The organism is Embleya sp. NPDC001921 (assembly GCF_053594475.1).
On sequence record NZ_JBSFEO010000022.1, the window covers coordinates 45,018 to 72,010 of the forward strand.

21 protein-coding genes are annotated in these 26,993 nt (G+C 72.0%); 11 read left to right on the forward strand and 10 right to left on the reverse strand.

The genetic code is table 11. The features are described 5' to 3' along the window. Nucleotides 1-178: 178 nt before the first annotated feature. Nucleotides 179-1,477, forward strand: coding sequence for an NYN domain-containing protein (locus tag ACWCPW_RS25070; protein WP_449763843.1), 1,299 nt, complete (start codon nt 179-181; stop codon nt 1,475-1,477). Between the two features lie 152 nt (nt 1,478-1,629). Here the strand turns inward: ACWCPW_RS25070 and ACWCPW_RS25075 are convergent, their stop codons facing one another. Then, nucleotides 1,630-2,832 (reverse strand): lipid-transfer protein, encoded by a 1,203-nt coding sequence (locus ACWCPW_RS25075; protein WP_395869481.1) that lies wholly within the window; start codon nt 2,830-2,832, stop codon nt 1,630-1,632. 121 nt (nt 2,833-2,953) lie between these two features. After that, a complete protein-coding gene (locus ACWCPW_RS25080) occupies nt 2,954-5,158 on the reverse strand; it encodes an acyl-CoA dehydrogenase (protein WP_449763844.1) in 2,205 nt (734 codons plus the stop codon). Between the two features lie 193 nt (nt 5,159-5,351). Between ACWCPW_RS25080 and ACWCPW_RS25085 the strand changes: the two genes are divergently transcribed. The 7 genes from ACWCPW_RS25085 (at nt 5,352) to ACWCPW_RS25115 (ending at nt 13,528) form a co-directional block, all read left to right on the forward strand. Next, entirely contained in the window at nt 5,352-5,990 is a 639-nt protein-coding gene (locus ACWCPW_RS25085) for a class I SAM-dependent methyltransferase (RefSeq protein ID WP_449763845.1), read from the forward strand. Between the two features lie 747 nt (nt 5,991-6,737). Continuing rightward, on the forward strand, nt 6,738-7,730 hold the full coding sequence (locus ACWCPW_RS25090) for a hypothetical protein (RefSeq protein WP_449763846.1): 993 nt from the start codon (nt 6,738-6,740) through the stop codon (nt 7,728-7,730). Beyond that, nucleotides 7,720-8,823 (forward strand): N-acetylmuramoyl-L-alanine amidase, encoded by a 1,104-nt coding sequence (locus ACWCPW_RS25095; RefSeq protein ID WP_449763847.1) that lies wholly within the window; start codon nt 7,720-7,722, stop codon nt 8,821-8,823. Before ACWCPW_RS25090 ends, ACWCPW_RS25095 begins: the two co-directional genes overlap by 11 nt. 242 nt (nt 8,824-9,065) lie before the next feature. Then, nucleotides 9,066-10,100 (forward strand): hypothetical protein, encoded by a 1,035-nt coding sequence (locus ACWCPW_RS25100; protein WP_449763848.1) that lies wholly within the window; start codon nt 9,066-9,068, stop codon nt 10,098-10,100. Between the two features lie 111 nt (nt 10,101-10,211). After that, nucleotides 10,212-11,222: a hypothetical protein gene (locus ACWCPW_RS25105; RefSeq protein ID WP_449763849.1), complete on the forward strand. Its 1,011-nt coding sequence runs from the start codon at nt 10,212-10,214 to the stop codon at nt 11,220-11,222. 180 nt (nt 11,223-11,402) lie between these two features. Beyond that, nucleotides 11,403-12,281, forward strand: a complete 879-nt coding sequence (locus tag ACWCPW_RS25110) for a hypothetical protein (protein ID WP_449763850.1) — start codon at nt 11,403-11,405, stop codon at nt 12,279-12,281. Between the two features lie 233 nt (nt 12,282-12,514). Further along, entirely contained in the window at nt 12,515-13,528 is a 1,014-nt protein-coding gene (locus ACWCPW_RS25115; RefSeq protein ID WP_449763851.1) for an LLM class F420-dependent oxidoreductase, read from the forward strand. A 69-nt stretch (nt 13,529-13,597) separates the two neighbouring features. On the opposite strand, the gene ACWCPW_RS25120 is transcribed toward ACWCPW_RS25115, so the two are convergent. The 4 genes from ACWCPW_RS25120 to ACWCPW_RS25135 all read right to left on the reverse strand — a co-directional run bounded on the left by ACWCPW_RS25120 (nt 13,598) and on the right by ACWCPW_RS25135 (nt 19,184). After that, nucleotides 13,598-15,466, reverse strand: coding sequence for a serine/threonine-protein kinase (locus tag ACWCPW_RS25120; protein ID WP_449763852.1), 1,869 nt, complete (start codon nt 15,464-15,466; stop codon nt 13,598-13,600). Between the two features lie 339 nt (nt 15,467-15,805). Further along, nucleotides 15,806-16,876 carry a prenyltransferase gene (locus tag ACWCPW_RS25125; RefSeq protein ID WP_449763933.1) on the reverse strand — a complete coding sequence of 357 codons (1,071 nt, stop codon included), beginning with the start codon at nt 16,874-16,876 and terminating at the stop codon, nt 15,806-15,808. Between the two features lie 59 nt (nt 16,877-16,935). Further along, complete coding sequence (locus ACWCPW_RS25130; RefSeq protein WP_449763853.1) at nt 16,936-17,703, reverse strand: class I SAM-dependent methyltransferase; 768 nt, start codon at nt 17,701-17,703, stop codon at nt 16,936-16,938. 65 nt (nt 17,704-17,768) lie between these two features. After that, entirely contained in the window at nt 17,769-19,184 is a 1,416-nt protein-coding gene (locus ACWCPW_RS25135) for a glycosyltransferase family 4 protein (protein WP_449763854.1), read from the reverse strand. A 197-nt stretch (nt 19,185-19,381) separates the two neighbouring features. On the opposite strand from ACWCPW_RS25135, the gene ACWCPW_RS25140 reads away from it, so the two are divergent. Then, nucleotides 19,382-19,987, forward strand: a complete 606-nt coding sequence (locus tag ACWCPW_RS25140; protein ID WP_020554687.1) for a TetR family transcriptional regulator — start codon at nt 19,382-19,384, stop codon at nt 19,985-19,987. Between the two features lie 133 nt (nt 19,988-20,120). Here ACWCPW_RS25140 and ACWCPW_RS25145 read toward each other — a convergent pair whose 3' ends face one another. Together ACWCPW_RS25145 and ACWCPW_RS25150 are read right to left on the reverse strand one after the other, a co-directional pair. After that, a complete protein-coding gene (locus tag ACWCPW_RS25145) occupies nt 20,121-20,351 on the reverse strand; it encodes a ferredoxin (RefSeq protein WP_449763855.1) in 231 nt (76 codons plus the stop codon). A gap of 82 nt (nt 20,352-20,433) precedes the next feature. Beyond that, nucleotides 20,434-21,897, reverse strand: coding sequence for an aldehyde dehydrogenase (locus ACWCPW_RS25150; RefSeq protein ID WP_449763856.1), 1,464 nt, complete (start codon nt 21,895-21,897; stop codon nt 20,434-20,436). A 310-nt stretch (nt 21,898-22,207) separates the two neighbouring features. On the opposite strand from ACWCPW_RS25150, the gene ACWCPW_RS25155 reads away from it, so the two are divergent. Both ACWCPW_RS25155 and ACWCPW_RS25160 read left to right on the forward strand, forming a co-directional pair. Then, nucleotides 22,208-23,248 carry an MBL fold metallo-hydrolase gene (locus ACWCPW_RS25155; RefSeq protein WP_449763857.1) on the forward strand — a complete coding sequence of 347 codons (1,041 nt, stop codon included), beginning with the start codon at nt 22,208-22,210 and terminating at the stop codon, nt 23,246-23,248. Between the two features lie 96 nt (nt 23,249-23,344). Further along, nucleotides 23,345-24,655 (forward strand): prenyltransferase/squalene oxidase repeat-containing protein, encoded by a 1,311-nt coding sequence (locus ACWCPW_RS25160; RefSeq protein ID WP_449763858.1) that lies wholly within the window; start codon nt 23,345-23,347, stop codon nt 24,653-24,655. Between the two features lie 55 nt (nt 24,656-24,710). Here ACWCPW_RS25160 and ACWCPW_RS25165 read toward each other — a convergent pair whose 3' ends face one another. Both ACWCPW_RS25165 and adh read right to left on the reverse strand, forming a co-directional pair. Continuing rightward, nucleotides 24,711-25,160, reverse strand: a complete 450-nt coding sequence (locus ACWCPW_RS25165; RefSeq protein ID WP_449763859.1) for a DUF779 domain-containing protein — start codon at nt 25,158-25,160, stop codon at nt 24,711-24,713. Then, complete coding sequence (gene adh, locus ACWCPW_RS25170; protein ID WP_449763860.1) at nt 25,160-26,677, reverse strand: aldehyde dehydrogenase; 1,518 nt, start codon at nt 26,675-26,677, stop codon at nt 25,160-25,162. Before adh ends, ACWCPW_RS25165 begins: the two co-directional genes overlap by 1 nt. Nucleotides 26,678-26,993 lie beyond the last annotated feature (316 nt).

The window sequence follows — 26,993 nt, forward strand, 5'->3', positions numbered from 1 at the left end:
ACGACTCCTGACGGACAGACACACGTACATGGCACGATCAAGCTTTCGCTTGGCAACCTAACCCGGGTGCGCACGGATCGGAAGACGGCCAAGATCGGAACCGGACCGTAAGTGGCCTCGCTTGCCCGCACGTGACGCGTCGGACAGATTGAAGCCGTACGCATCGGGGGAGGCAGGCATGGACATGAGTATGGATTCGGGCATACCAGGCAGAATTCGCAGCGCGCTTTTTCTTGACTTTGACAATATTTACAGCGGGCTGCGCGAGACGGATCGGGCTTCGGCGGAGATTTTCGCCCGCAAGCCCTCCCAGTGGTTGGAGTGGTTGGAGAACGAGGCGACCGAGCGCGGCCTGCGCCGATCGTTGCTCGTGCGCAACTGTTACCTCAACCCGGTCATGCACGACCGTTACCGGGCCTTCTTCACGCGGTCGGCCTTTCGCGTGATCGACTGCCCGCCGCTGACGGGCAGGGGCAAGAACAGCGCGGACATCCACATGGTGATGGACGTACTCGACACGCTCCAACACTCGACCCGGTTCGACGAGGTCATCATCATGAGCGCGGACGCGGACTTCACGCCCGTGCTGCTACGGCTGCGCAGCCACGACCGGCGCACCATGGTGATCGCGAGCGGTCCGGCCGCCCAGGCGTACGTCGCGGCGGGGGACGTGGTGATCAGCGACCAGGAGTTCATCGAACGGGCCCTGCGCGACGAGATCGACGTGGCGCCGGCCGACGAGGGCGTGCGTGAACAGGTGATGGCGCACGTGCGCGAGCAACTCGGCGGGTCCGAGGAGCCGATCGTGCTCGCGACGCTGGCCCACTCGGTGCTCCAGCAGGTCGGCCGGGAGCAGGTCACCCGCACCCGCTGGGGCGGCGCGGCCACCTTCTCGTCCCTGCTCGAACTGATGCTGGAGCAGGGCTCCGACGAGAAGCTGCTGATCAGCCGGGTCCCCCCTGGATACATTTACGACCGGACCCGACATCAGCCGCCCTCGGCACGTCCCAACGGCCAGGGTCGGATGGACCACGTACGCGAGCCGGTCCGCGACCTGATCGACCGGGTGGCCACGGTCACGGGTGCGCCCCGGCTGTCCCCGGAGGAGTACCACGTGCTCTTCGAGGAACTGCACGCCGAGGTCAGCGAGAACGGCTTCCAGGGCAACCAGACCTCGGGCGCGGTCCGCGACCGGTGCGCCGAGCGCATGCAGACCATCGCCCGCAAGGCGATCGCGTTCGTCACCACGGGGCTGGTCTACTCCGGCTACTGGTCCTCCACCGCACACCCGGTCGCCTCCGCCGACGACCTGGCCGTCGCGTTCCTGCGCAACGTCGAGACGTTGTGCGCCAACGCCCGGCTGTACCTGAACGACACCGAGCGCGCCATGCTGGCCGAGTGGCTGCACGGCAAGACCACGACCGTGGACCGGGTCGCCCCCGACCTCACCGTCGTCCCGGGCACCAACGGCGGCTGACCGCACCCGACGACGGGTGCGGCCCCACGCCGCACCCGTCACGGTGCCGAGCCGCCCCATGGAGGCCGACCCGGCGCGGCAAAACCGCGACAACCCGAACGGCCGGGAGCGACCGACGACGACCGGTGTCGACCGGCGACAACCGGCGACGACTAGAACTGACCCCGGCGGTACAGCCCCACCACAGCCGCGCCGCCCAGACCGATGTTGTGCGTCAGGCCGACCTTGGCGTCGGCGACCTGGCGCGCGTCCGCCAGCCCGCGCAACTGCCAACTGATCTCGGCGGCCTGGGCCAGACCGGTGGCACCCAGCGGGTGGCCCTTGGAGATCAGACCGCCGGACGGGTTGACCACCCAGCGCCCGCCGTACGTGGTGGCCCCCTCGGCGACCAGCTTGCCGCCCTCCCCCTCGCCGCACATGCCCAGCGCCTCGTAGGTGAGGATCTCGTTGATCGAGAAGCAGTCGTGCAGCTCGATCACGTCGACGTCCTCGATGCCCAGACCGGACTGCTCGAAGACCTGCCGACCGGCCGCGGCCGACATCGGCTTGCCGACCACGTCGATGCACGTGTTCGAGGCGAAGCTCTCCTCGGTGTCGGTGGTCATCGACTGGGCCACGATCTCGATCGCCTGGTCCTGAAGGCCGTGTTCGCGCACGAAGCGCTCGCTGACCACGAGCGCCGCGGCGGCGCCGTCCGAGGTGGGCGAGCACTGGAGCCGGGTGAGCGGCGAGTGGATCTCCTTGGCGCCGAGCACCTCTTCGAGCGAGTACTCGACCTGGAACTGCGCGTACGGGTTGTTCACCGAGTGCCGGTGGTTCTTGACGCCCACGTGCGCGATCTGCTCGGCGGTGGTGCCGTAGCGGGCCATGTGCTCGCGCGCCGCGTTGCCGAAGATCTGCGCGGTCGGCGGCGCGGTCATCGAGAACCCGTGCGCGTCGCCCATGATCTTGTAGTGCCGCGCGACCGGCGACGTCGAGAAGTCGCCCTCGCCGCCCCCGCCCAGCGATCCGCGCTTCATCTTCTCGAAGCCGATCGCGAGCACACAGTCGTTCAGCCCGCCCGCGACGAACTGACGCGCCATCATCAGCGCGGACGAGCCGGTCGCGCAGTTGTTGTTGACGTTGTAGACCGGCACCCCGGTCAGGCCCAGCTCGTACACCGCGCGCTGGCCCGCGGTGGACGCCTGGAAGCAGTAGCCGACCGGCGCCTGCTCGACCAGGTCGTAGCCGACGCCCGCGTCCGCCAGGGCCTTGTCGCCGGCCTCCTTGACCATGTCCCAGTACTGCCAGTCGCGGCTCTCCGGCTTCTCGAACTTGGTCATGCCGACGCCGACGATGAACGCCTTTTGTGCCATGTCGCGAACTCCCACTGAAAGAGAACCACTGAACGGAAAACTGAATGAAGGGAATGAACGAAACGAACGGAACAAATCGACCGAACGAAGCGAACAGACCGAACCGAATGAAACGAAGGAACTACTTCTCGGCCGGCTGCGGGTCCCTCGGCAGCCCGAGGATGCGTTCGCCGACCACGTTGAGCTGGACCTGCGTGGTACCGCCCGCGATGGTCAGGCAGCGGCTCATCAGGAAGCCGAACGCCGCCCGCTGCCCCGCGCCCTCGTCCACCGCGCCCAGCGGACCAAGCAGTTCGAGCGAGAGTTCGGACTCGCGCTGCTGGTGCGGCGTGCCGACCAGCTTGCGCACCGACGCGCCCGCGCCCGGCTCCAGACCGGACAACCGGGCCAGCGTGGTGCGCAGTTCGATCAACGCGAGCGAGGACGCCTCGGCCACCAGCGCGCCGAGCCGCTCGCGGAAGCCGCCGTCCACGAACTCACCCGCCGGACCGTTCACCGCCGCGACCAGGTTCGCGATGCCCGCGCCGAACGAGCTGCCCGCGCCCATGTGCACCCGCTCGTTGCCCAGCGTGTTGCGGGCCACCTGCCAGCCCTCGTCGACCTTGCCGACGACCATGTCGTCCGGCACGAAGAGGTCTTCGAGGAAGATCTCGTTGAACATCGCCAGGCCGCTGATCTCCTTGAGCGGCCGGATGTCCAGGCCCGCCGCGGCCATGTCCACGATGAAGTAGGTCAGGCCCTCGTGCTTGGGCTTGTCCGGCGAGGTGCGCGCGAGCAGGATGCCCCACTGCGACTCCCGGGCCCGCGAGGTCCACACCTTCTGCCCGTTGATCAGCCAGCCGCCCTCGGTCCTCGTCGCGCGCGTGCTGATCGCGGCCAGGTCCGAACCCGCGCCCGGCTCGGAGAAGAGTTGGCACCACTGGATCTCGCCGCCCAGCGTGGGCGGCGCGAAGCGCTCCTGCTGCGCCGGCGTGCCGTACGCGATCAGCGACGGGATCACCCAGTTGCCCATGGTGATGTCCGGCAGCCGCACGCCCAGCGCCTTCATCTCCTGCTGGATCACCAACTGCTCGACCGGACCGGCCCCGATGCCGTACGGCTTGGGCAGGTACGGCGCCGCGTAGCCGAGCGGGGCCAGCCGGGCGCGCTGCTCGGCGCCGGACTCGCCGGCCACCTCGGTCAGGATCGCGCGCGCGGTGTCGCGCAGGCCCTCCGCCTCCTCGGGCAGGTCCAGCACCAGTTCGCGGCGCGCGCCGGCGCTCGCCAGCTCGCACACGCGCAGCCGCCAGTACGCGGCGGGCCCGGCGTACTGGCGCAGCGTCAGACCGCGGCGCAGGTAGATGTGCGCGTCGTGCTCCCAGGTGAAGCCGATGCCGCCGAGGATCTGCACGCAGTCCTTGGTGGTGGTGAACGCCGCCTCGATCGCGTACGTGGCGGCGATCGCCGCGGTCAGCGACCGGGTCGGCGCGTCCGAGCCCGCGTCGATCGCGCGCGCCGCGTCCCAGGTGACCGCGCGCGACTGCTCGACGCGCACCAGCATGTCCGCGCACAGGTGCTTGATCGCCTGGAACTGGCCGATCGGCCGACCGAACTGCTCGCGCACCTTGGCGTATTCGGTCGCCGTGGTCAGCGCCCAGTCGGCCACCCCGCACGCCTCGGCGGACAGCAGTACGGCCGCCAGGTCGCGGGCCAGGTCCTCGTCCACGCCGCCGAGCACGCGCCCGGCCGGGACCACGGTGTCCACCGTGACCTCGGCGCTGCGCCGGGTCGGGTCCACGCTCTTGAGCGCCCGCACGCTCACGTCCGCGGCGTCCACGACCAGGTACGCGGGTGTGCCGTCGGCCCGGCGCGCGGCCAGCACCAGTACGTCGGCGAGCGCGCCGCCCAGGATCGGCGTGGCCACGCCGGTCACCCGCAGGCCGCCCGCCTCCTCGCTCGCCGCAACGGTGCCGGGGCCGACCGCGACCGCGCCGATCAGGGTGCCGTCCACCAGGCCCGGCAGCAGTTCCTTGGCCGCGTCGCCGCCGTCCGCCTGGATCAGCGCCGAGGCCAGGACGGTGGGCAGGAACGGACCGGGCAGCATGCCCTGACCGGTCTGCTCCAGCGCCACGGCGGTCTCCACCAGGCCGTATCCCGCGCCGCCGAACTCCTCCGCGACATGCATGCCGAGCAGGCCCTGTTCGGCCAGGCCCGCCCAGTGACCGGGCCGTTCCTCGGTCTCCGCCTCCAGCACCCGGCGTACCTCTCCGATGGGTGCAACACGTTGCACCCACCCGTGTACCGATTCCGCCAGAGAGCGGTGCTCCTCCGTGATGCCGATGGCCATATCGCGCCTTCCGTGACTCGGTCCAGTACTTGCGATAGTAGAACCCGTTTCAATTAATCGGGAGACCGAAGTGCCGTCGAGGGGCCCGATGTGGCCCCCGACACGGTGCCGCGGGCGCGGCTGCGGCAGCATGGCGGCCCCGGGGTCGCACCGACCCGGTGCGCCGCGCGGCTCGATCAAGGAGAACCCCAGGATGAGCACCATCGACCCCGCCGTGCGGGCCGCGTTCGAGGCCGCCACCGGATTCATGCCCGCGAACGAGGGCGACGCGCTGTACGCGGCGGCGACCGAGGCCGCCAAGGTCGGCCCGCTGGTCGAACTCGGCACCTACTGCGGTCGCTCGACGATCCTGCTCGCCGCGGTCGCCCGCGACGCCGGCACCGTGGTGGTCACCCTCGACCACCACCGGGGCTCCGAGGAGCAGCAGCCCGGCTGGGAGTACCACGACCCGACCCTGGTCGACCCCGAGGTCGGCGTGATGGACACGCTGCCGCGCTTTCGGCGCACGCTGTACCGAAGCGGTCTGGAGCCGTACGTGGTGGCCCTGGTCGGGCACAGCCGGGTGATCGCACCGCTGTGGAACACCCCGGTGGGCCTGGTGTTCATCGACGGCGGGCACACCGACGAGCACGCGCGGGGCGACTACGAGGGCTGGGCGCCGCACGTCGCGGTCGGCGGGCTGCTGCTGATCCACGACGTGTTCCCGGATCCGGCCGACGGCGGCCAGGCGCCGTACCGGGTCTACCTGCGCGCGCTGGCGTCGGGCGCGTTCGAGGAACTGCCCGGCGACGGGTCGCTGCGGGTGCTGCGGCGGATCGCGCCGGGCATCTGAGCGGTCCCGGGGACGGAAGCGGGCCGGGTCCGGCCCAGGGCGACTCGGGCCCAGGGCGGCCCGAACCCGAGGCGGCCCGGCCCCGAGACGCCCCACGCCCGAGGCGACTCGGACCCGTCGAGGCATCCCACACCCGAGGCATCCCACACCCGAGGCGACTCGGCCCCCACCCGACCAGGCCCCCCGCGCCCCGGACCCACCATCGCCGCGCCCCGGACCCGCAGGTCCAGCCGTCCGCCGCGTCGCCCCCACGCGCGCCCCGCGGACCCGGTCAAGAGTGAATCGAGCCTGATTCGATTTCCGAAAGCAATCGGATCCGGTCCCGCGCGGGTCCCGTTTGCTGGGACAATGCCGTTCCGGGAAGGACGCGGGGGGATCTTGATGTCCGATCAACAACAGCACGACGACCGGCCCGGCGAACCCGAGGCGAACGGCGAGCGTTTCGAGACCGTCTGGGACCGTTCGGCCAACGGCGGCGTGGGCGGTTGGGTCCGCCGGCCGGCCGCGCCGCCGACCGTGGTGAACCCGGACGCGCCGCCGCCGCGACCGCACCACCAACCGACCGCACACCTGCCGGCCGCACCGCCGGGGCCGGCCGCACCGCCGACATCACCCGCACCGCCGACATCACCCGCACCACCGACACCAGCCGCACCGCCCACACCAGCCGCACCACTCGGGCCACCCGCACCACTCGGGCCGCCCCCTCCGCCCGGGCCGCCTCGCCCGTTCGGGGACCAGGACACGGTGGACAACCCCGCCGCGCGTGGTCTGCCGGCCGGGCCGCCGCCGCCCGCGTGGCCGGTTCCCGCCCCGCCCGCGACGCCCCGCCCGTCCGCGCCGGCGGGCGAACCGGCCCCGACCGCCGACTGGTTCCAGCACGAGCGCGGCCCCTCGCCGATGCCCCCGGGCGGCACCTTCGCCGACGCGGCACATACTCCCGTGCACGGCATCGGGGTGCCGCCGGCGCGGGACGTACCGACGGCGCCGGACTGGTATCGCGCGGCCGGCCCGCCGCCACCGGGACCGCTGTCCCCGACCCCGCCCGGCCCGTCCTTCGAGCGCACGCTGCTGTTCATCGTGGTCGCCGTCGTCTTCGTCGCCGCGCTGGGCACGCTGTTCGCGCTGCGGCCTTGGGAGGACGACAAGAAGGAGTCGGCCGCGCACGGCTCGGAGAATGCCGGGCAGTCCGCGGCGACCGCGCCGAGTCCCTCGGCCGACCGGTCCGCCATGCCCCCCGCCCCGCCCCCGACGCAGAGCGCGGCGGTGACCACCCAGCCGCCGACCACCGCCCCGCCGGACGGCCGCACCCAGGCCGCGGCGCTGGACTCGCTGCTCTCGCGCAGCGGTTCGTCCCGGCAGGCGGTGATCGACGCGGTGAACAACGTCGGCTCGTGCTCGGCGCTGGCCGCGTCCCGCTCCGCGCTGCTCGACGCCGCCGCGCAACGCGATCAACTGGTCACCCAACTGGACGCGATGCGCTTCGACGGCGTCCCGGAACTCCAGTCCGCCGCACCGACGTTGCGCACCGCGTGGACCGCGTCGGCGCGCGCCGACCGGGCCTTCGCCGCATGGGCGCAGTCGGCCGCCGACTCGGGCTGTCCGGGTACCCGATCGCTCTACGACGACGGCGCCGCGATCAGTGCCGAGGCGTCCACCGCGAAGAAGTCGTTCGTCGAGACCTGGAACTCGCTCGCGTCGCGGTACGGCCTCACGTCCAGGAGTGAACTTGACCTCTGACCGCCGCGACGACCGCGGCCGTCCCGACGACCCCGGCTTTCCGTATCGCCGAGAAGCCGGCTTCTTCGGCCACTCCGCGTCGCACGAGGCCCGACTCGAGGCCGCGCGCGACCGGTTGCGCCGGCGTCGCCGGATCACCCTGACCGTGCTCGCGCTCGCGCTCGCCGCGACCGGCACCACGATCGCGGTGGCCTGGCCGGACGGGCACGACCAGGGCCGCGCCGACGTCGGGCGGTCGATCCCGACCGTCGTCACCACCGACACGCCGGCCGGCTCCGCCGACCCCGCGACCGCCGGCGGCGCGCCGGCCCCGCAGGCGACCTCCTCGCCGGGCGGGCAACAGCCGTCCGGCGCACCGCCGATCGGCGAGCCGGCGACCTCGGCCGGCCCGCCGCCGCGCGCCGGGACCACCGGACTGCCGCTGTCCGGCCGGGTGGTGATGATCGACCCGGGCCACAATCCGGGCAATGGCAGCCATTCCCGCGAGATCAACAAGCAGGTGTACGCGGGCGGGTTGTCCAAGGAGTGCGACACCACCGGCACCGAGACCGACAAGGGCTACACCGAGGCCGAGTTCACCCTGGACGTGGCACATCGCACCAAGCGGCTCCTGGAGGCCCAGGGCGCGACCGTGCTCTACACGTGGGAGACCGAGGCCTGGGGTCCGTGCGTGGACGAGCGGGCGGCGCGCGGCAACACGGCCCGGGCGGACGCGATCGTGTCCATCCACGCCGACGGCGGACCGGCGAGCGGGCGCGGTTTCCATGTCATCCTGCCCGCCCCGGTCAAGGACAAGAACGTCGACACCACCGCGATCCTGGCCCCCTCGCGCGCCTTGGGCAGCACCCTGGCCGCCGCCTTCCGGGCCGCGACCGCCACGAGCCCGGCGACCTACCTCGGCACCGACGACGGTCTGGTCACCCGCAGCGATCTCGGCGGGTTGAACCTGTCCACCCGACCCAAGGTGTTCATCGAATGCGGCAACATGCGCAACGCCTCGGACGCCGCGCAGTTCATCGACCCGAACTGGCGTGAGCGCGCCGCGTCCGGGATCGCGACCGGGATCACGGCCTATCTCCTGAAGGGGACGTGAGGCGCGGGTCACTCGTCCCCTAGGGTCTTCCCGACCGTTCCCGCCGCGCACGCGGCGGTGACGGTCCCCGCTTCGCGGCGTCCACGCGCGCCGTGCACCACCGGACGGTTCCGGGTCGGGCCAACCGACCGCCGCGAGCCGCACGCTCGGGCCCGGCACGAGCCGTCCACGCACCGCACGTCCTACGGCGCTCCCCGCGCCGTCGGCGGCACGTCCCCCTCCGTACCTCCTAAGGAGAAACGTTGAACCGGAAAGGGATCACGAGGGGCGATGCGATCGTCATTCTCGCGATCGTCCTGATCTTCATCTTCTCGTTCTTCAAATACTACGAAATCAGCGCGTCCTTCGGCGGCAGCAGCAGCGACGACGACGACCCGCTCGGCAGCGGCCGTAGTCAGAGCAAGGGCTGGAACGCCTGGACGGTCAACTTCTATCCGTTGATGCCGGCCGTGGTTCTGGTGCCGCTGCTGGCGGTACTGCTCATGGTGATCGGCCGCTTCGCGGCCCAACCGGACAAGCCGGCGCTGGGACTGGCCCCGCGCCAGTGGGCGATCGCGTTCGGCGTCACCGGCGCGATCAGCGGCTTCTTCGCCCCGTTCGGGGCGGGCGGCATGCTCGGCGACATGTACGAGGGCTCCGGCTCCTCGCGCTACTCGATCGACACCGGACCCACCGTCTTCGCGTGGTTGATGATGGTGGCCGGGCTCGTCGCGGCGCTCTTCCTGATCATCGGGGATCGCATCCCCAGCCTGGCCGCGCCGCTGTTCAGCCCGGTGCCGCAGCAGCCGTGGGGCTATCCCCCGCCGAACGGGACCGGCGGCTACCCGGCTCCGGTCGACCCGAACACCGGCTACCCGCCGCCGAACGCCACCGGCGGCTACCCGCCGCCCGCCTACCCCGCTCCGGGCGCCACGGGCACCGGCGCGCCGATGGCCGGCGTACCGGCCCACATGCCGCCGCCGGACGCCGGCACGGGCACCGGCACCGGCACCGGCACCGCGGTCGCCGGCGGAACGGGCCTCACGCCGGCCGCCGGCGGGCAGCCCGCCCCGGCCGCGGCCGGCCAGGACACGCGCGAGTTCGCGCAGTTCTGGTTCGCCGTACCGGAGGCTCGCCCGCTGGCACCCACCGAGGGTCTGTCCAAGACGCCGGTGGCGACCCTCCAGACCGGCCAGTGGTACCTCGCGGTCGCCCCGCACCCGGGCGGCGTCCTGGTCGAGGTCGACGGCGTCCGAGGGGTCCTCGGCGACGTCTCCGGGATCCAGCGCGGAGAATGACGGTACGTCAGGCTCCGGTGCCGGTGCGCTCACCCGCACCGGCACCGGCCCGGCGCAGCAGACGCACGGCAATTCCGAGCAGTACGAAAAACCCCGTCAGGGAGGAGCACGATGCCACGCAAAGGCGTCACCCGAGGTGATCTGATCGTCGCGGTGGCGGCCATCGGAGTTCTGGTCTTCTCGTTTCTCCCCTGGTACACGGTGACCACCAAGGGCAAACGCATCACCGAGGGGACCACCGACTATTCGGCGTGGATCGGCGACTTCTGGCCGCTCGCGCCCGCCGTCGTACTGCTGTCCTCGATCTCGCTGGTGCTGCTGCTGATCGGCCGGTACACCATCCGGCCGGGTTCGCCGCAGCCGACCGAGATCCAGTTCGGCGGCCTGGCGTTTCGCCAGTGGGGCATCGCGTTGGGCGTCGCGGCGGCGTGGAGCGCGGTGTGGGCCGTGTTCGGCGCGGACGGCGGCTACGAGAAGTTGGCGCACACCGCCGAGCGGATCGCCCGCTCCAACGGCGACGCGCAGGCGACCGTGGACGCCGGCCACGGCTGGGGCGCTTGGGGGCTGGCGGGCTTCGCCGTGCTCCAGGCACTGCTGCTGCTGACCGTCGACCGGATCGGCGGGCTGAACGTCCCGCTGGTGCGTCCGCGCGAGAACAACTGGCAGGGCTACCCCGGCGGCGGCTTCCCCGGCGCTCCCGGCGGCTATCCGCCCGGCCCGCCCGGCACCGGCGGCTTCCCGGTCCCGCCGCCCGTCGCGCCGCCGGTCTACGGCCCGTCCGGCAACACTCCCCCGCCACTGACGCCGCCGATGCAGCCGCCCGCCGTGCAACCGCCGGTTCTGCTGTACAAGTCGGACGAACCGGAGCCGGCCCCGGCCGCGGAGCCGGTCCACACCCCGGAGCCGGAATCGGGCGATCCGGGCACATTCGAGCAGTATTGGCTGGCCGTGCCCGAACAAAGGCCGCTCCGGCCGCTCGACCACCCCGGCGACGCGGTGGCCACGCTGCACCCCGGCGTGTGGTACCTCGCGGTGGGCGTGCGAGACGGCGGCATCGTCATCGATATCGACGGCCTACAGGGCGTGTTGACCGATCTGACGGGCATTCAGCGGGGCGAATAGACATCTTTGACAAAATGCCCCCATACGGCGCGTCGCGTGGGGTCGGGGTACAGATCGTTCCCCCGTCTGGCACAGTGTCCCCGGACCAATGCACCGGGGACGCGCGGGGGCGACGTCGGTGGCACGACTTGGGTCGCCCCCGTACGCTGTCGGCGCCCATCCCCCTCGGGAGGAGTATTAGTGGACGTCAGAAAGCTTTCGCGTGGCGACGCGGTCATCGGGGTCGCCGCCGTGCTCATCTTCATCTTCTCGTTCCTGGATTACGTCGGTGCCAAGGACGACCGCCTCGACTACAGCTGGAACGCCTGGTCCGGGTTCCTGGCCCCGACCATCTCGGCGGTCGTCCTGACCCCGATCATCGCCGGTGTGCTGTTCGTCCTCGGCGGGCTGCTGCCGCAACTGCGCGACCGTCAGATCCTCGGTCTGACCGCGCGCCAGTGGGCGTTGCCGCTCGCGGCGATCTCGCCGATCAACGCACTGTGGTCGATCGGCAGCGCCGACGACGGCGTGGAGATGAAGTTCGGCGGCATCATCATCATCCTGCTGGTCCTCGTGCTCAGCGGGACCCTGATCGCCAGCACGCTGGTGCCCGCCCTCCAGGCGCCGCTGCTCGGCGCGGCCGGCCCCGCGGCGGGTCCGCAGGGTCAGTTCGGCGGCCCGCAGGGTCAGCAGCAGTACGGCGGCGCGCCCTACGGCGGCCAGCCGGGCCCCCAGGGTCCGCAGTCGTACGGCGGCGCCCCGCAGCCCGGCGGCTTCGGCGGCCCGGCGCCGCAGGGTCCGCAGGGTCCGCAGGGTGGCTTCGGTGCTCCCGGGCCGCAGGGTCCCGGCGCGCAGCAGCCCAACCCCGCCGCGGCATCCGGCGGCGCACCGTTCCAGCCCTTCTGGTTCTCGGTGCCGGACTCGCGTCCGATGCTGGACGAGCACACCAACCAGGAGAAGGGCGTCCTGAACACGGGCGTCTGGTACCTGGCGGTGGCCGAGCACCCCAACGGCCTGCTCGTCGAGGTCGACAACGTGCGCGGCGTGCTCCAGAACACGATCGGCATCCAGCGCTCGTGACTCCGGTGCTCCCGAGGAACCGGTAGTACCGAGACACGAACCGCGACTCGACAACACGGCAAGGGCGTCGTCCACACCGGACGGCGCCCTTTCGCCTGTCCGGGGCACGGGAGTCCGCGCGCCCGTCCGACAGCCGTCGAAAGACCGTGCGAGGGGAGTCGGTCTCCCCGGGAACTAAAACGTGTTCTAGTCTGCGGGGGCGATTCGCCGTGCAACTCCGTGGAGGTAACGCCATGAGGCTGGGTCTGACGTTCGGGTACTGGGGCCGAGGCCCGTCCGCCGACTTCGTCGAACTGGCGCGGGAGGCCGAACGACTCGGGTTCGACGCGGTGTGGACCGCCGAGTCGTGGGGCTCGGACGCGTTCACGCCGCTGACCTGGATCGCCGCGCACACGTCACGGATCAAGCTGGGCACCGCGGTGACCCAGATGACCGCGCGTACGCCCACCGCGACCGCGATGCACGCGCTGACCCTGGACCACCTCTCCGGCGGGCGGGTGATCCTCGGCCTCGGCCTTTCCGGGCCGCAGGTGGTCGAGGGCTGGTACGGGCGGCCGTTCCCGAAGAGCCCGCTGACCTTCACCCGCGAATACGTGGACGTGATCCGCCAGGTGCTGCGCCGCGAGGGACCGGTGGTCGCCGAAGGGCGCTACGCCCGGCACCCGTACACCGGCGAGGACGGCAGCGGGCTCGGCAAGTCGCTCAAGTCGATCACGCATCCGTTGCGCGCGGATCTGCCGATCTTCCTCGGCGCCGAAGGGCCCAAGAACGTACACCTGACCACGCGAATCGCGGACGGGTGGCTGCCGTTGCACTGGGCGCCGACCCGGCCCGAGGTGTACGCGGACGCGCTGCGCGACAAGCCGGACGGTTTCCGGATCGCGCCGATGGTGCAGGTCGCGCTCGGCGACGACGTCGAGCGGGCGATGTTCCCGATCAAGGCGGCGATGGGCTTCTACGTCGGCGGGATGGGCGCGAAGAACAAGAACTTCCACGCCGACCTGATGCGCCGGTTCGGCTACGCCGAGGAGGCGGACCGGATCCAGGAACTGTTCATGGCCGGCAAGCGGGACGAGGCGATCGCCGCCGTCCCGAGCGGCTTCGTCGACGAGATCGCCCTGGTCGGCCCGGCCGACCGCATCCGCGAGCGCTACGCCGCGTGGGCCGCCGACCCGCACGTCACCGACATGATCGTCACCACCCGCAACCCCGTGGCCCTCAAGCTCCTCGCCGAACTCGCGAACTGACCGCCGCCCCGCCGTCGCCGCCCCGCGGCCCGCGGGCACGGGAGCGGCGGCCGGGCCCCGGGCCGGGCGTCAGGGCAGCGGGGCCATGCACAGTTCCTGGCCGCGGGACGGCAACGGGTAGTAGACCGGCGAGCGGCCCGGGCAACTGGTGGCGTTCGACGCGGTCATCGGGTGCACCTCGTCGATCCGCAGACGCGCCGGGCGATCCGGCGGAAGCGGCCCCTGGCACGGCACCAGCGAGGCCAGGAAGGCCCATTGCCGGCCGTCGCGGGTCTCCGCCGGGACACACTCGCCCGGGCGGAAGATCCGCTCCAGGCACAGCGCGGGCACACCGGGCGTCGCCGGCCAGCGACTGCGCCCGTCGGTACTCATGCAGTCGCTCGCGCCGCCGCTCGCCGAGGGACGCGCCAGCACCCGCTGCCGGGCCGCCGGGTCCTCACAGGGCAGCGCGCGGGGCGCGGCGGGGCGCCACCCGGACGTGCCGTCGCTCGCGAAGTCCACACAGCCGCCCACCGGTACGCTCGCCACCAACGCCGCGACCGGGTCGCCGGGCGGAACCGAGGCGCGGGCGTCGGCCGTACCCGCCTTGCCCCGATCACGATCCTCGCGCCCGCGCTCGTAGGCGACACCCGCGAGCAGCCCACCCACGAGCGCGATCACCACGAGCGCGGCGACCAGGAGCCACCCGGCCCCACCACCCTCGTGCGGCTCGGGCGGGCCGGGCAGGTCGTAGGGGTCCTGGCGGTCGTCGCTGTCGTCGATCCGCGGCACCATCGCGTCGACGATCCGGGCGAGTTGCATCGTCTCGGCGACGGCCTCCTCCGGCTCGGGCGCGCCTGCCCCGGACTTCGCCGCACCGGCCTTCGCGGCCCCGCTCGGCACGGCCTCGCTCTTCGCCGAACCCTTCTTCGCCGAGCCCTTCTTCGCCGCGGCTGCCGGCCCCGACACGGCCGCACCCTCCCGGGCCGGCTCGGCGTCCTCGGCCGGAGCGCTCGCCTCGGCGGGCTCGGCGGGCTCGGCGGGCTCGGCGGGCTTCGCAAGCCGGACGGACTTGCTCGGGCCGACCTTGTCCCCGACCGAACCGCCGTGTGCGGAACCGCCCTTCGGCGCGTCGCCGAATCGATCGCCGAGCGGCACGGTCGGCGGGTCGCCGACCAGACGCCCCCGCCGGTGGTACGCGTCGATCAGCTCCACCGCGGGTCCCGGCAACCACGACGCGGCGCCGTACGCCCCCTGACGATCCGCCAGTTCGGCGGCCGACTCCTCCAACAGCGCGCGCGGCGTGGGCCGATCCTCCGGATCCCGGGCCAGGCAGGCCCGGATCAGCTCGGCCAACTCCTCAGGCACATCGGCCAGTTCCGGCTCACCGCCGGCCACACTGCGGCGGATCGCCGCCTCGCTCTCGCCGGCGTGCGGCGGCCGTCCGGTCGCCGCGAAGCACAACAACGCGCCCAGCGCGTAGACGTCGGACGCGGGCCCCGGCTCCTCGCCTCGGGCCTGCTCCGGCGCGAGGTACCCGGGCGCGGTCAGCGGACTGCCCGCGCCCTCGATCCCGAATCCGGTCACCCTCGGTCCGTCCGAGGCGACCACTATCTGCGCGGGTCGCAGATCGCCGTGCGTGAGCGAGGCCTGGTGGATCGTCACCAGACCCTCGGCGATCCCGGCCGCGAGCCACCGCACCGCGTCCGGCGGCAGCGGGCCGCACGAGATCACCAGGTCCCCCAGCGACGGCGCCGGCACGTACACCGACGCCACCCACCGATTGCGGGTCGCGCCACCGCTGCCGATCACCTCGATCACACCGGGCCCGCGCACCTTCTGGGCCCGCTTGATGCCGCGCTGCTCGCCGTACAACATCCGCACGGCCATCGGCCGCCCGGCGCCGGTCCGCGCGAGGTACACCCACCCGGGGCTGCCGGCGCCCAGCAATCCCACCACCGTATAAGGACCTATCCGGTCCCCCGGCCCCAACCCAGCCGCCATGCCCACCCTCGTCACGCGAGTCGCCCAGCCCCCCACGCGAACCCTATTGCCGCCCCAACCGACCGAGTACACCCACACCGACTACCGACCCATCAGGCGCTCAAACAAAAGCCCCGCCACACCCGAGCCCAAGCCAACCGACCCCTCCAGCCCGTCCGGTGCCAGAGAACAAGATCCGCCATGCTCCCGCCAGAGCCAACCGACCCCTCCAGCCCGTCCGGCGCCTGAGGACAACCCTCCCAGCCCGTCCGGCGCTTGAGGACAAGCCCGTCCGGCGATTGAGGACCCCCGGCCTCAAACCCCGTCCACGCACAGCTCCGAGCCACACCGCACCTGCTCGGGCGCCAACCCGACCGGCAACCCGTCGCCCGGGAACGCCGAGCCCACACCACCGAACACCGCCGTGGTCGCCGGCTCGCCCCCCAGCACGGCCGTGGCCAGGATCATCGCCCCCGCCGTCCACGCCGTGCGCTCCACGGGCCAGATCGCGTCGTCCTCGAACACGTAGCCGGTCCAGTACAACCCGTCCTCGTGCCGCAACCGCTGGATCCACGACACGATCTCCACCGCGCGGTCGCTCTCGCCCAACGCCCAGAGCGCGATGGCCAGTTCGCAACTCTCCGCACCGGTCACCCAGGGCCGGTCGGAGACGCACCGCACGCCCAGGTCCGGCACCACGAAGGTGTCCCAGCCGTCCTTGATCCGCTCGTCCGCCGCGGGCCCCCGCAGCGCCGTGCCCAGGATCGGGTAGTACCAGTCCATCGAGTAGCGGTTCTTGTCCAGGAACCGCTCGGGGTGCGACAACACCGCGTGGCCCAGCCGACCCGCGGCCAACTCCCAGTCCGGCTGCGGCTCGCCGAGGTGCTCGGCGATCGCCAGCGCGCAGCGCAGCGCCTGGTACATGCTCGCCGAGCCGGTGAGCAGCGCGTCCGGCACCGGCACGCCGTGTTCGTCGCGCTTCCAGCGGATCTCGCCGCCGGGCGCCTGGAGGTCCAGGATGAAGCCCATCGCCGCGCGCAGCTTCGGCCACATCCGGACCAGGAACTCCTCGCCCCCGGTGAGCAGATGGTGGTGCCACAGGCCGACCGCGAGGTAGGCCGTGAAGTTGGCCTCCTTGTTGCGATCGGTGACCACGCCGTCCACGTAGGCCGCGTACCACGAGCCGTCCCGCTCCTGCCGGCTCGCCAGCCAGCGGTAGGCCCGCTCGGCCTCGTCGTGCCGGCCGGCCACGTCGAGCGCCATCGCGGCCTCGGTGTGGTCCCACGGGTCCAGGTGCCCGCCGACGAACCACGGGATCGACCCGTCCGGCCGCTGCACGGCGGCGATCCCGTCGATCGTCTCGGCCACCTGCCCGACGGTCAACACGCCTTCCAGCGCCAGCAGTTCGAGCGCCGACTCGGGGCCGCGACGGCGACCCGCGAGGCTCACGCGCGTGCTCCGGCGAGGTCGCCGTCGGTGTCCGCCGCGGTGTCGCCGTGCGGCCGGGGCTTGGTCGCGTAGACCACCAGGCTCTTGCCGATCAGCGGATCCAGCGCCTTCTCCGCGAGGCGGGTGGCCAGCGGGCGCTTCATGATGTCCCAGACCAGGAGCTTGTGCCAGGCCCGGACCGGGAGCGCCTTGTCGTTGTCCACGCCCACCGCGCACTTGATCCACCAGTACGGCGAGTGCAGCGCGTGCGTGTGGTGGGTCCCGTACGGCCGCAGCCCGGACTCGCGGATCCGGGCCAGGAACTCGTCGCCCTTGTAGATCCGGATGTGCCCGCCCTCGACCTCGTGGTACGCGTCCGACAGCGCCCAGCAGATCTTCTCCGGCCCGTAGCGCGGCACGGTCATCGCGGCCAGGCCGCCGGGCTTGAGCACCCGGAACAGCTCGCCCAGGACGCCCTTGTCGTCCGGGATGTGTTCGAGCACCTCGGAGATGATCACCCGGTCGAAGCTGTCGTCCGGGAACGGCAGCGCCAGCGCGTCCCCGACGAGCGCCTCGGCACGCGCGCCCTCGGGGACCTCACCGGCGGCCAGCATCGAGGCGAACATCGCCTCCACCTCGGCGATGTCCTTCGCGTTCTGGTCGAGCGCGACCACGTCGGCGCCACGCCGGTATGCCTCGAAGGCGTGCCGGCCGCCACCACACCCCATGTCCAGGACCCGATCCCCCGGGGCCAGGGGAAAGCGGGAGAAATCCACGGTGAGCAAGTCGGCGACTCCGTCTCGTATTGCGCGAACCGGTTGCGGGGGCGGCCGGCGAGGGTGGGGTGTGGTCAGCGGTTTCCGGGTCCGGCGCCGTGCGACGCGGGCGGGGGCAGCCGGCGGCCGAACGGGGAGCGGCCGAGCAGGACGTCGCTCGCGCGCTCGGTGAGCCCGCGTCTACCGGCGCCGGCCGTGGTCGGCGCGGTGGGGCCGGCCTCGAGCGCGGCCCGGTAGCGCTCCGCGGTCAGGACCGCGGTGTTGCGCCAGGTGAACCGCTCGAGCACCCGGGCGCGGCCCGCCTCGGCCAGCCGGGCCCGCAGTTCGGGGTCTTCCAGCAGGCGGGTGAGCGCGGCGCGCAGCGCCTCCGGGTCGCCCGGCGGCACCGCCAGGCAGGTCTCCCCGTCCGGCCCGGCGACCTCCGGGATCGCACCGCCCGTGGTGGCCACGAGCGCGGTCCCGCAGGCCATCGCCTCGGCGGCGGGCAGCGAGAAGCCCTCGTACAGCGAGGGCACGCAGGCGATCTCGGCGCTGCGGATCACATCGACCAGTTCGTCGTCGCTGAGCCCGGACACGAAGCGGATCGCCGAGGTCAGCCCCAGCCGGTCGATCGCGCGCAGCACCGGCCCGTCGCCCTTGGGCCGGCCCACCACCACGAGCTCGACGTGGTCGTGGTCGGCGCGCAGCTTGGCGAGCGCCTCGACCAGGTGGATCAGACCCTTGAGCGGCACGTCCGCGCTCGCGGTGGTGACGATCCGGCCGGGCACCTTCGGTACCGAGGCGTCCGGCGCGAAGCGGTCGGTGTCGGCGCCCACCGGCACCACGGTGACCCGGCTCGGCGAGACGCCGAGGTGGTCGATGATCTCGGCCTTGGACGAGCCGGACACGGTGAGCACCTCGCTCAGCCGGGCGGAGACCCGCTTTTGCATGGTGGTGAACCCGTACCAGCGGTGCAGCGTGGCCTTGCGGCGCAGCGTGGTGGCCTCGCCGATCTCCAGCGCGCGGTCGACCGTGATCGGGTGGTGGATCGTGGTCACCAGCGGGAAGCCGAGTCGGGGCAGCGCGAGTTGGCCGTAGCCCAGCGTCTGGTTGTCGTGCACGACGTCGAACTCGCCGCGCCGGGCCGCCAGGTGCCGCCACGCGCGCAGCGAGAAGGTCAGCGGCTCGGGGAAGCCCGCGGTCAGCATGCCGCCGACCTCGAGCACGTCGATCCAGTCCCGGTACTCGTCGAGCCTGGGCAGCCGGAACGGGTCCGGGTCGCGATACAGGTCCAGGCTGGGCAGTGTGGTGAGCTTCACGCCCTCGTCCACGACCGCGTACGGGGGGCCGGAGATCACCTCGACGTGGTGACCGAGCCGGGTGAGTTCGCGGGACAGGTGGCGGACGTAGACTCCCTGTCCGCCGCAGTACGGATCGCCTCGGTACGCCAGCAGGGCGATTCGCAAGGGTCGCTCCGGGGAGGTCCGCGCCGGGTCCACCTGGGTATCCACAGCGGTTGCGGTCTCCCGTATCACGAATGGCCCCCTATCGCTGCCCTCGTCGGAGCATAGTAGTCGCGTAATCTAGAACAAGTTTCAGTATCTGCTCGTCGGAGAGCAGCCAAGATACCGCCGGGTACCCACTGCGACGAGCACCGCGTGACCCGTAACACACCAGCCGGCGAACCGCCGCGCACCGAGGGGCTGACATGACCACGTACACGAAGGCCGACCGGGCGCCGCTGACCGAGCGGCAGGAGGCGCGCCGCCGCCGAATCCTGCGCGCGACCACCCAGTTGGCCGCCCGGGGCGGCTACGAGTCCGTCCAGATGCGCGAGGTCGCCGAGCTGTCCGAGGTGGCGCTCGGCACGCTGTACCGCTACTTCCCGTCCAAGGTGCACCTGCTGGTGGCCACCATGTACGACCAGCTCGACCAGCTCCACGCCCAGCTCCGCCGGCGCCCTCCCCGGAGCGCCGGCTCGCGCGAGCGGGTGGTGGACACGCTGCTGCGCGCGTTCAAGGGCATGCAGCGCGAGCCGCACCTGACCGAGGCGATGATGCGCGCGCTCCAGTTCGCGGACCGTTCGGTCGGCGCCGAGGTGGACACGGTCAGCCGGGAGACCACCACGATGATCCTGGAGGCGATCAGCGGCGACGAGCCTGCCGGCGAGCCGACCGCCGAGGACCTCGCGGTGATCCGGGTGATCACCCACACGTGGCACTCGTCGCTGATCGCGTGGCTGAACGGCCGAGCCTCCATCGCCCAGGTCCGCACCGACATCGAGACCGTCTGCCGGCTGATCCCCGAGGACTGAGCGCGCCCGTCGCCGTCGTGACGCCGCACGGCCCCGGTCGACGACGACCGGGGGCCGCGGCTTCCGTGCCGGCTCGTCCGCGGCGACGCCGGACCGACGCCGCGGCGCGCCGACGTCGACCGCGGGCCGGCCCCTAGTCCGGCGGGAACACCGTCTTGCCCGAGCCGACCTCGATGATCGAGATCGCCTCGACCGGGCAGCTCTCGGCCGCCTCCAGGATCGCGTCCGAGGCGTCCATCTCCTCGGCCCTGGGATGCGATTGCCGGCCCGCGTCCAGCTTGAAGTCGGTCGGGGCGCTGCCGATGCACATGCCCGAACCGATGCAGACGCTTCTGTCGACCTCGACGCGCCAGCGATCACCCATCAGAACACCTCTTCTTCGCTCGGCCCGGCAGGGCCTGGAACCGCCGGGCCCGCCCCGCGCGGAGGCGGGCCGGCGGCGACGGTCAGATCTGCGCGTCGTAGCCCGCGGGCAACGCGATCGACTTGGCCTCGGTGTACGCGCCCAGGCCCTCGATACCGAACTCGCGGCCGATGCCCGAGTTCTTGAAACCGCCGAACGGGCCGAAGAAGTCCAGGCCGAACGTGTTCACCGAGTAGGTGCCGGTGCGGATCCTGCGGGCGACGTCGATGCCCTTCTCGATGTCGGCGGTCCACACGCTGCCGGACAGCCCGAAGTCCGAGTCGTTGGCCAGCGCGATCGCCTGCTCCTCGTCGTCGTAGGGGATCAGCGCGACGACCGGGCCGAAGATCTCCTCCTGGGCGATCCGCATCGAGTTGTCCACATCGCCGAACAGGGTGGGCTCGACGTACCAGCCCTTCTCCAGCGCCTCGGGACGACCGCCGCCGGCGAGCAGCTTGGCGCCCTCCTCCTGGCCGATCCGGATGTAGTCGAACGAGCGCTGCTGCTGGCGCTTGGCCACCAGCGGGCCGACCTGGGTGTCGGCCGCCATCGGGTCGCCGACCTTGAGCTCGCCGACCCACGCGGTGAAGCGCTCGGCGATCTCGTCGTAGCGGGCGCGCGGCGCCAGGATCCGGGTCTGCGCGACGCACGCCTGGCCGTTGTTCATGTACGAGTTGGGCAGCAGCGTCGTGGCGGTGTGCTCCAGGTCCGCGTCGGGCAGGATGATCGCCGCCGACTTGCCGCCGAGTTCCAGGGTGACCCGGGTGAGGTTGCGCGCGGCGACCTCCATGATGCGCTTGCCCGCGCCGACCGAGCCGGTGAACGCGACCTTGTCGATGCCGGGGTGGGCGACCAGGTACTCGCTGACCTCGCGGTCGGCGGCGACGATGCTCAGCACGCCGTCGGGCAGGCCGGCCTCGCGACAGATCTCGGCCAGGATGTACGAGTCGAGCGGGGTCTCCGGGGACGGCTTGAGCACGATCGTGCAGCCGGCCGCGATCGCCGGCGCCAGCTTGGCGGCGGTGACGAACTGCGGGACGTTCCACGGCACCACGGCGGCCACCACGCCGACCGCCTCGCGGCGGATCAGCAGCGGGTTGAGCAGACCGGCCCGCTTCTCCTCCCACTGGTAGTCGCGGGCGATCTTGGCCACCGTGTCGTAGATCATCCCGGCACCGATGGCCTGCGCGAACAGGCCCCAGCCGACCGGCGATCCGTTCTGCGAGGCGACCACCTCGGCGATCTCCTGCGACCGCGTCATGAAGCCGTCGCGGATCTTCTCCAGGATGGCGATCCGCTCGTCCAGCGACATCCGCGGCCAGGGGCCCTCTTCGAACGCCTTGCGCGCGGCGGCGACCGCGGCGTCCACGTCCGCGGTCGAGGCGTGCGGAACGCGCGCGATGACCTCTTCGGTGTGGGGCGAGACGACCTCGATCGTGTCCTTGCCAAGGGGGTCGACCAGCTCTCCGCCGATGACCAGTTGGCTGTGCTCCACGATATCCGTCATCACGGTCCTCCTCGGTGCGGGCGTGCACACACGCTGCGCGATACAGGGGCTTGCGGGCTATGAGCAGAACTCTGACTAGAACAGATATCAGTTTGCCGATGAGGGGACAACGCATTCGCGGCTCGAATGAGACTGGAGTCTCATCGGCTGACAGGTAAGGATCGTACGTGCCGGATCTCGATCTGACGACCCCTCAAGTCATCGGCGCGGTGGTGTATGAGAGAACGTGTTCTATGGTGATCATCGAAGTCGGGCGCGCACCCGGCGTTCGACTGGCGCCACTTCGAGTACATCGAGAAGGAGGCCGCCCGTGACCACCGCACCCAGCCGCCCCACCCCGCCGACACCTCGGGTCGCCGATCTGGGCAACGGCGTGTGGACCGTCCCGGTTCCGATCCCGAACAATCCGCTCGGTTGCACCCTGGTCTACGTGCTGGAGACCGACGCCGGACCGGTCCTGGTCGACTCGGGCTGGGACGACCCGGTCTCCTACCGGGCCCTGGTGGACGGCCTCGTCGAGGTCGGCACCTCGATCGAGGAGGTGCACGGCGTCCTGGTCACCCACGCGCACCCCGACCACCACGGGCTGTCCGAGAAGGTGCGCGAGGTCTCCGGCGCGTGGGTCGCGCTGCACGCGGCGGACGCCGAGCAGGTCGAACTGATCAACAACGCGCCGCGCTCCGCGTGGCTGCGCCACCACCTGGAGGTGCTCGCCCTCGCGGGCGCGCCGCAGGAGGCGCTGGACGCGCTCACCGGCCTGCGCACCGCGACGGCCGGCAGCCGCCCGCGTCTGCACTACGCGGTGCCCGACCGCGAGTTGGTGCACGGCGAACTCGCGCCCGCGCCCGGTCGCACGGTACGCACGGTGTGGACACCCGGGCACACGCCCGGCCATGTCTGCCTGCACCTGGAGGGCGGCGACGGCCGGTTGCTCTCCGGCGACCACCTGCTGCCCTCGATCACGCCGCACATCGGTCTGTACGACGAGGCCGAGGAGGCCGACCCGCTCGGTGACTTCCTGGCCTCCCTGACACGTGTCGCGCGGCTGCCGATCACCGGTGTGCTGCCCGCCCACGAGCACGCCTTCGAGGACGCGGCGGGTCGGGCGGCCGAGGTGGCCCGGCTGCACGAGGACCGGCTCGCGGCGCTGCACGCGCGCCTGTGCGCGGCGTCGCTGACCCTGTGGCAGATCGCCGAGGGCATGGACTGGAACCGGCCGTGGGCGCGATTGGGCGCGCAGAACCGGCAACTGGCCCTCAGCGAGGCCGCCGCGCACCTGCGCCACCTGGTCAAGCGCGGGCGCGCGGGCGCGGAGCCCGGCGGCGACCCCGTGCGCTATACGGCCCTGTGACCCTCGGGTCCGCAGGGGCGCACGGGTAGGGTGGCCGGGACCGTCGACCGTCGGTTTCGCGGTCCGATCCGCTCAGCGTTCAGCGAAAGGCACTGCATGCCCTCCCCCCGACGCCGCGGGCGTGCCGCGGCGGCCTCCGTGCTCACGACGGCGCTGCTGTGCTCGGCCTGGACGGGGGGTGTGGCCGCCGCCGCGCCGACACCGCCGCCTCCCGGCGGCTCGCCCAGGGCGGTCGTGGGCGACTCGGCGCCGCGCGCCACCTCCGCGTCGGCCGTCGCGCGCGTCTCGGTCGACAAGGCCCAGGCCGGACCGGTGCCGCTCGCGCTGTACGGCAAGAGTGATCCGACCTCGGACGGGGTCTACCGGCAGTCGCTGGCCATCCTGGCCCTGGCCTCCACGGACAGCCAACCGGCCCCGACCGCGATCGAGTGGCTGCTCGGACAGCAGTGCGCGGACGGCGGCTTCACCGCGTATCGAGCCGATCCGGCCGCGCCGTGCGACGCCGCTCGGGAGGACACCGTCGCGACCGCGACCGCGATCGAGGCGCTGCACGCGCTGCGCACCTACGACACGCGGGTCGCGCGCGGGGTCGACTGGCTGCGGTCCAAGCAGCTCGCGGACGGCTCGTTCGCGACCGTACCCGCGCCCGACGCCACCGGTGACCCGGCCGCGACGGCGGCCGCGATCAGCGCGATCGTCACCGCCGGCCGCTCGCCGGAACTGCTGAAGTCGCCGCAGGGGCGTACGCCCACCGACGCGCTCAAGGCGACCCAGTCGCGTTGCGCCGCGCCCGAGCCGGATCGCGGCGCGTTCGCCGCGCGGCCGGGCGGTCCGGTCGATCCGACGGTGACCGCACGCTCGGTGCTCGCGCTCGGATACGGCACCCAGCCCGCCGTACCGGCCCCCTCCATCGCGGTCACCCCACTGGTCTGCCCCGGTGCCGAGCCGGGCCGCGCGTTGGCCGCGCAGGGCGGCGCGGCGTGGCTGATCGCGAAGCTGAAGGCGGGCGGCAACCACTTCGGCGGGCCGAGCGACTTCGACGCCACGGTGGCCGCCGTCCAGGCGCTGTCCGCGACCGGCCACCCGGCCGAGGCGGGCGCGGCGGTGGACTGGCTGGCCTCGGGCGCCAAGACCATGGCGGGCAACGACCCGGTCCGGCTCGCCTCGCTGATCCTGGCGGCCGAGGCGACCAACCGCACGGTGACCACCTTCGGCGGCCTGGACCTGCCGAAGCTGCTCCAGGCCACGGGGCCGGCCGCGACCCCGACGCCGGACATGGCCAACCAGAGCAACCTGATCGACGGCCCGGCGGACCACACCCTGCGGGACACGCTGGGCGCGGTGATCGCGGTGCTGCTGGCGGCCACCCTGATCCTGGGCATGCGACGCGGCCGCCGCGAGGACTGAGCCGATCGCGCCGGCGGGCCCGGGACGGGAGCGATCCCGTCCCGGGCCCGACCGTTCAGTGCCGGCGGCCCGGCGGCGCCTGGTCGCTCTCCAGTCGGCGCGCCTCGTCGTCGGTGAACACCCGCGAGCGGATCAAAAATCGCCTGCCGGTCGGCGCCTCGACCGAGAACCCGCCGCCGCGACCGGGCACCACGTCCACGGTCAGGTGGGTGTGCCGCCAGTACGCGTACTGCGCCGCGGACATGTAGAACGGCTGCTCGGCGACCCAGCCGAGCAACACGTCCGCGTCGCCGACCAGGAACTCCCCTCTCGGGTAGCACATCGGCGAGGACCCGTCACAACAACCGCCCGACTGGTGGAAGAGCAACGGCCCGTGCTCGGCCGCGAGTTCGACCACAAGTTCGGCGGCGGCCGCGGTGATCGCGACCTTCTCGACCGGGGTCCCCGGCCGGTCGGGCACGCCGGGCGGGTCGGCCGCGCCCGGCGACCGCGGCGACTCGGTCATCAGAAGAATCCGAGCTTCTTCGCCGAGTAACTGACCAGCATGTTCTTGGTGTTCTGGTAGTGGCCGAGCATCATCCGGTGGTTTTCCCGGCCCATCCCGGAGGCCTTGTACCCGCCGAACGCCGCGTGCGCCGGGTAGGCGTGGTAGCAGTTGGTCCACACCCGGCCGGCCTTGATCTCCCGGCCGAACCGATAGGCCCTCGTCGCGTCCCGGGTCCACACGCCCGCGCCCAGCCCGTACAGCGTGTCGTTGGCGATCCGCAGCGCCTCGGCGTCGTCGCGGAACGTGGTCACCGAGACCACCGGGCCGAAGATCTCCTCCTGGAAGATCCGCATGTCGTTGGTGCCCTTGAAGATGGTCGGCTCGACGTAGTAGCCGTCCTCGAAGCCCTCGACCACCTTGCGTGCGCCGCCGATCAGGACCTCGGCCCCCTCCTGCCGGCCGATGTCGAGGTAGGACAGGATCTTCTCCAACTGGTCGTTGGACGCCTGCGCGCCGACCATGGTCGCCGGGTCGAGCGGGTTGCCCTGCACGATCGCCCGGGTGCGCGCCAGCGCCCGTTCGATGAACCGGTCGTAGATCGACTCGTGGATCAGCGCCCGGGAGGGACACGTGCAGACCTCGCCCTGGTTGAGCGCGAACATCACGAATCCCTCGACCGCCTTGTCGAAGAAGTCGTCGTCCTCGTCGGCCACGTCGGCGAAGAAGATGTTCGGGCTCTTGCCGCCGAGTTCGACGGTCACCGGGACGATGTTCTGCGACGCGTACTGGAGGATCAGCCGCCCGGTGGTCGTCTCGCCGGTGAAGGCCACCTTCGCCACCCGGTTGCTGCTCGCCAGCGGCTTGCCGGCCTCGAAGCCGAAGCCGTTGACCACGTTGACCACGCCGGGCGGCAGCAGGTCGGCGATCAGTTCGATCAGCACCAGGATGCTCACCGGGGTCTGCTCGGCGGGCTTGAGCACCACGCAGTTCCCGGCGGCGAGCGCCGGCGCGAGCTTCCAGGTGGCCATCAGCAGCGGGAAGTTCCACGGGATGATCTGCGCGACCACGCCGAGTGGCTCGTGGAAGTGGTACGCGACGGTGTCCTCGTCGAGTTGCGAAATGGACCCTTCCTGGGCCCGGATCACACCGGCGAAGTAGCGGAAGTGGTCGACGGCCAGCGGTAGATCGGCGGCCAGGCACTCGCGGACCGGCTTGCCGTTCTCCCACGTCTCGGTGACCGCGAGGCGTTCGAGGTTCTGCTCGATGCGTTCGGCGATCTTCAGCAGGATCAGCGACCGCTCGGTGACACTGGTCCGCCCCCACGCGTCCGCGGCGGCGTGCGCGGCGTCCAGCGCGAGTTCGACGTCCTCGGCGGTGGAGCGGGCCACCTCGCAGAACGGCTGTCCGGTCACGGGGGTGATGTCGTCGAAGTACCGGCCCTGCACGGGCGGTACCCACTTGCCCCCGATGTAATTGTCGTACCGAGGTTCGAAATTGACGATGCTGTCCGGTTGGCCGGGCTGACTGTAGACCACACGAGCCTCCGCTTCCCTTGCCGTGCACTGGGCATGACGGACCATCAGCGGCACACATCCGACCGGGTCGCGGCTCGGGGCGCCTGCGGCCGACGCTAGTCGCCGGCGAGCCGAAGGTCACGGGTTCATCGGCGGGAAATGCCGGCTCGGGGGCGTCGCGGGCGGGGGCGCTCTTGCGCCGCCTGTCCCTGTCCTGTGCGAGACGGGCGGCGTCCACATCGGGGGCGGGCTCCGCGACCACTTCCGAACGGACTTCCGATCCCCGCCCTGAACGATTCAACGTGAATCCATCTGGATGTCACGTGTGACATATGCC

Excerpts from the sequence above, each read along its gene's own strand:
- ACWCPW_RS25105 (WP_449763849.1), top strand. The coding sequence starts at position 10,212 with ATGCCACGCAAAGGCGTCACCCGAGGTGATCTGATCGTCGCGGTGGCG.
- ACWCPW_RS25160 (WP_449763858.1), top strand. The coding sequence starts at position 23,345 with ATGCCCTCCCCCCGACGCCGCGGGCGTGCCGCGGCGGCCTCCGTGCTC.
- ACWCPW_RS25165 (WP_449763859.1), bottom strand. The coding sequence starts at position 25,160 with ATGACCGAGTCGCCGCGGTCGCCGGGCGCGGCCGACCCGCCCGGCGTG.
- ACWCPW_RS25150 (WP_449763856.1), bottom strand. The coding sequence starts at position 21,897 with ATGACGGATATCGTGGAGCACAGCCAACTGGTCATCGGCGGAGAGCTG.
- ACWCPW_RS25070 (WP_449763843.1), top strand. The coding sequence starts at position 179 with ATGGACATGAGTATGGATTCGGGCATACCAGGCAGAATTCGCAGCGCG.
- ACWCPW_RS25145 (WP_449763855.1), bottom strand. The coding sequence starts at position 20,351 with ATGGGTGATCGCTGGCGCGTCGAGGTCGACAGAAGCGTCTGCATCGGT.
- ACWCPW_RS25115 (WP_449763851.1), top strand. The coding sequence starts at position 12,515 with ATGAGGCTGGGTCTGACGTTCGGGTACTGGGGCCGAGGCCCGTCCGCC.
- ACWCPW_RS25075 (WP_395869481.1), bottom strand. The coding sequence starts at position 2,832 with ATGGCACAAAAGGCGTTCATCGTCGGCGTCGGCATGACCAAGTTCGAG.
- ACWCPW_RS25080 (WP_449763844.1), bottom strand. The coding sequence starts at position 5,158 with ATGGCCATCGGCATCACGGAGGAGCACCGCTCTCTGGCGGAATCGGTA.
- ACWCPW_RS25140 (WP_020554687.1), top strand. The coding sequence starts at position 19,382 with ATGACCACGTACACGAAGGCCGACCGGGCGCCGCTGACCGAGCGGCAG.
- ACWCPW_RS25085 (WP_449763845.1), top strand. The coding sequence starts at position 5,352 with ATGAGCACCATCGACCCCGCCGTGCGGGCCGCGTTCGAGGCCGCCACC.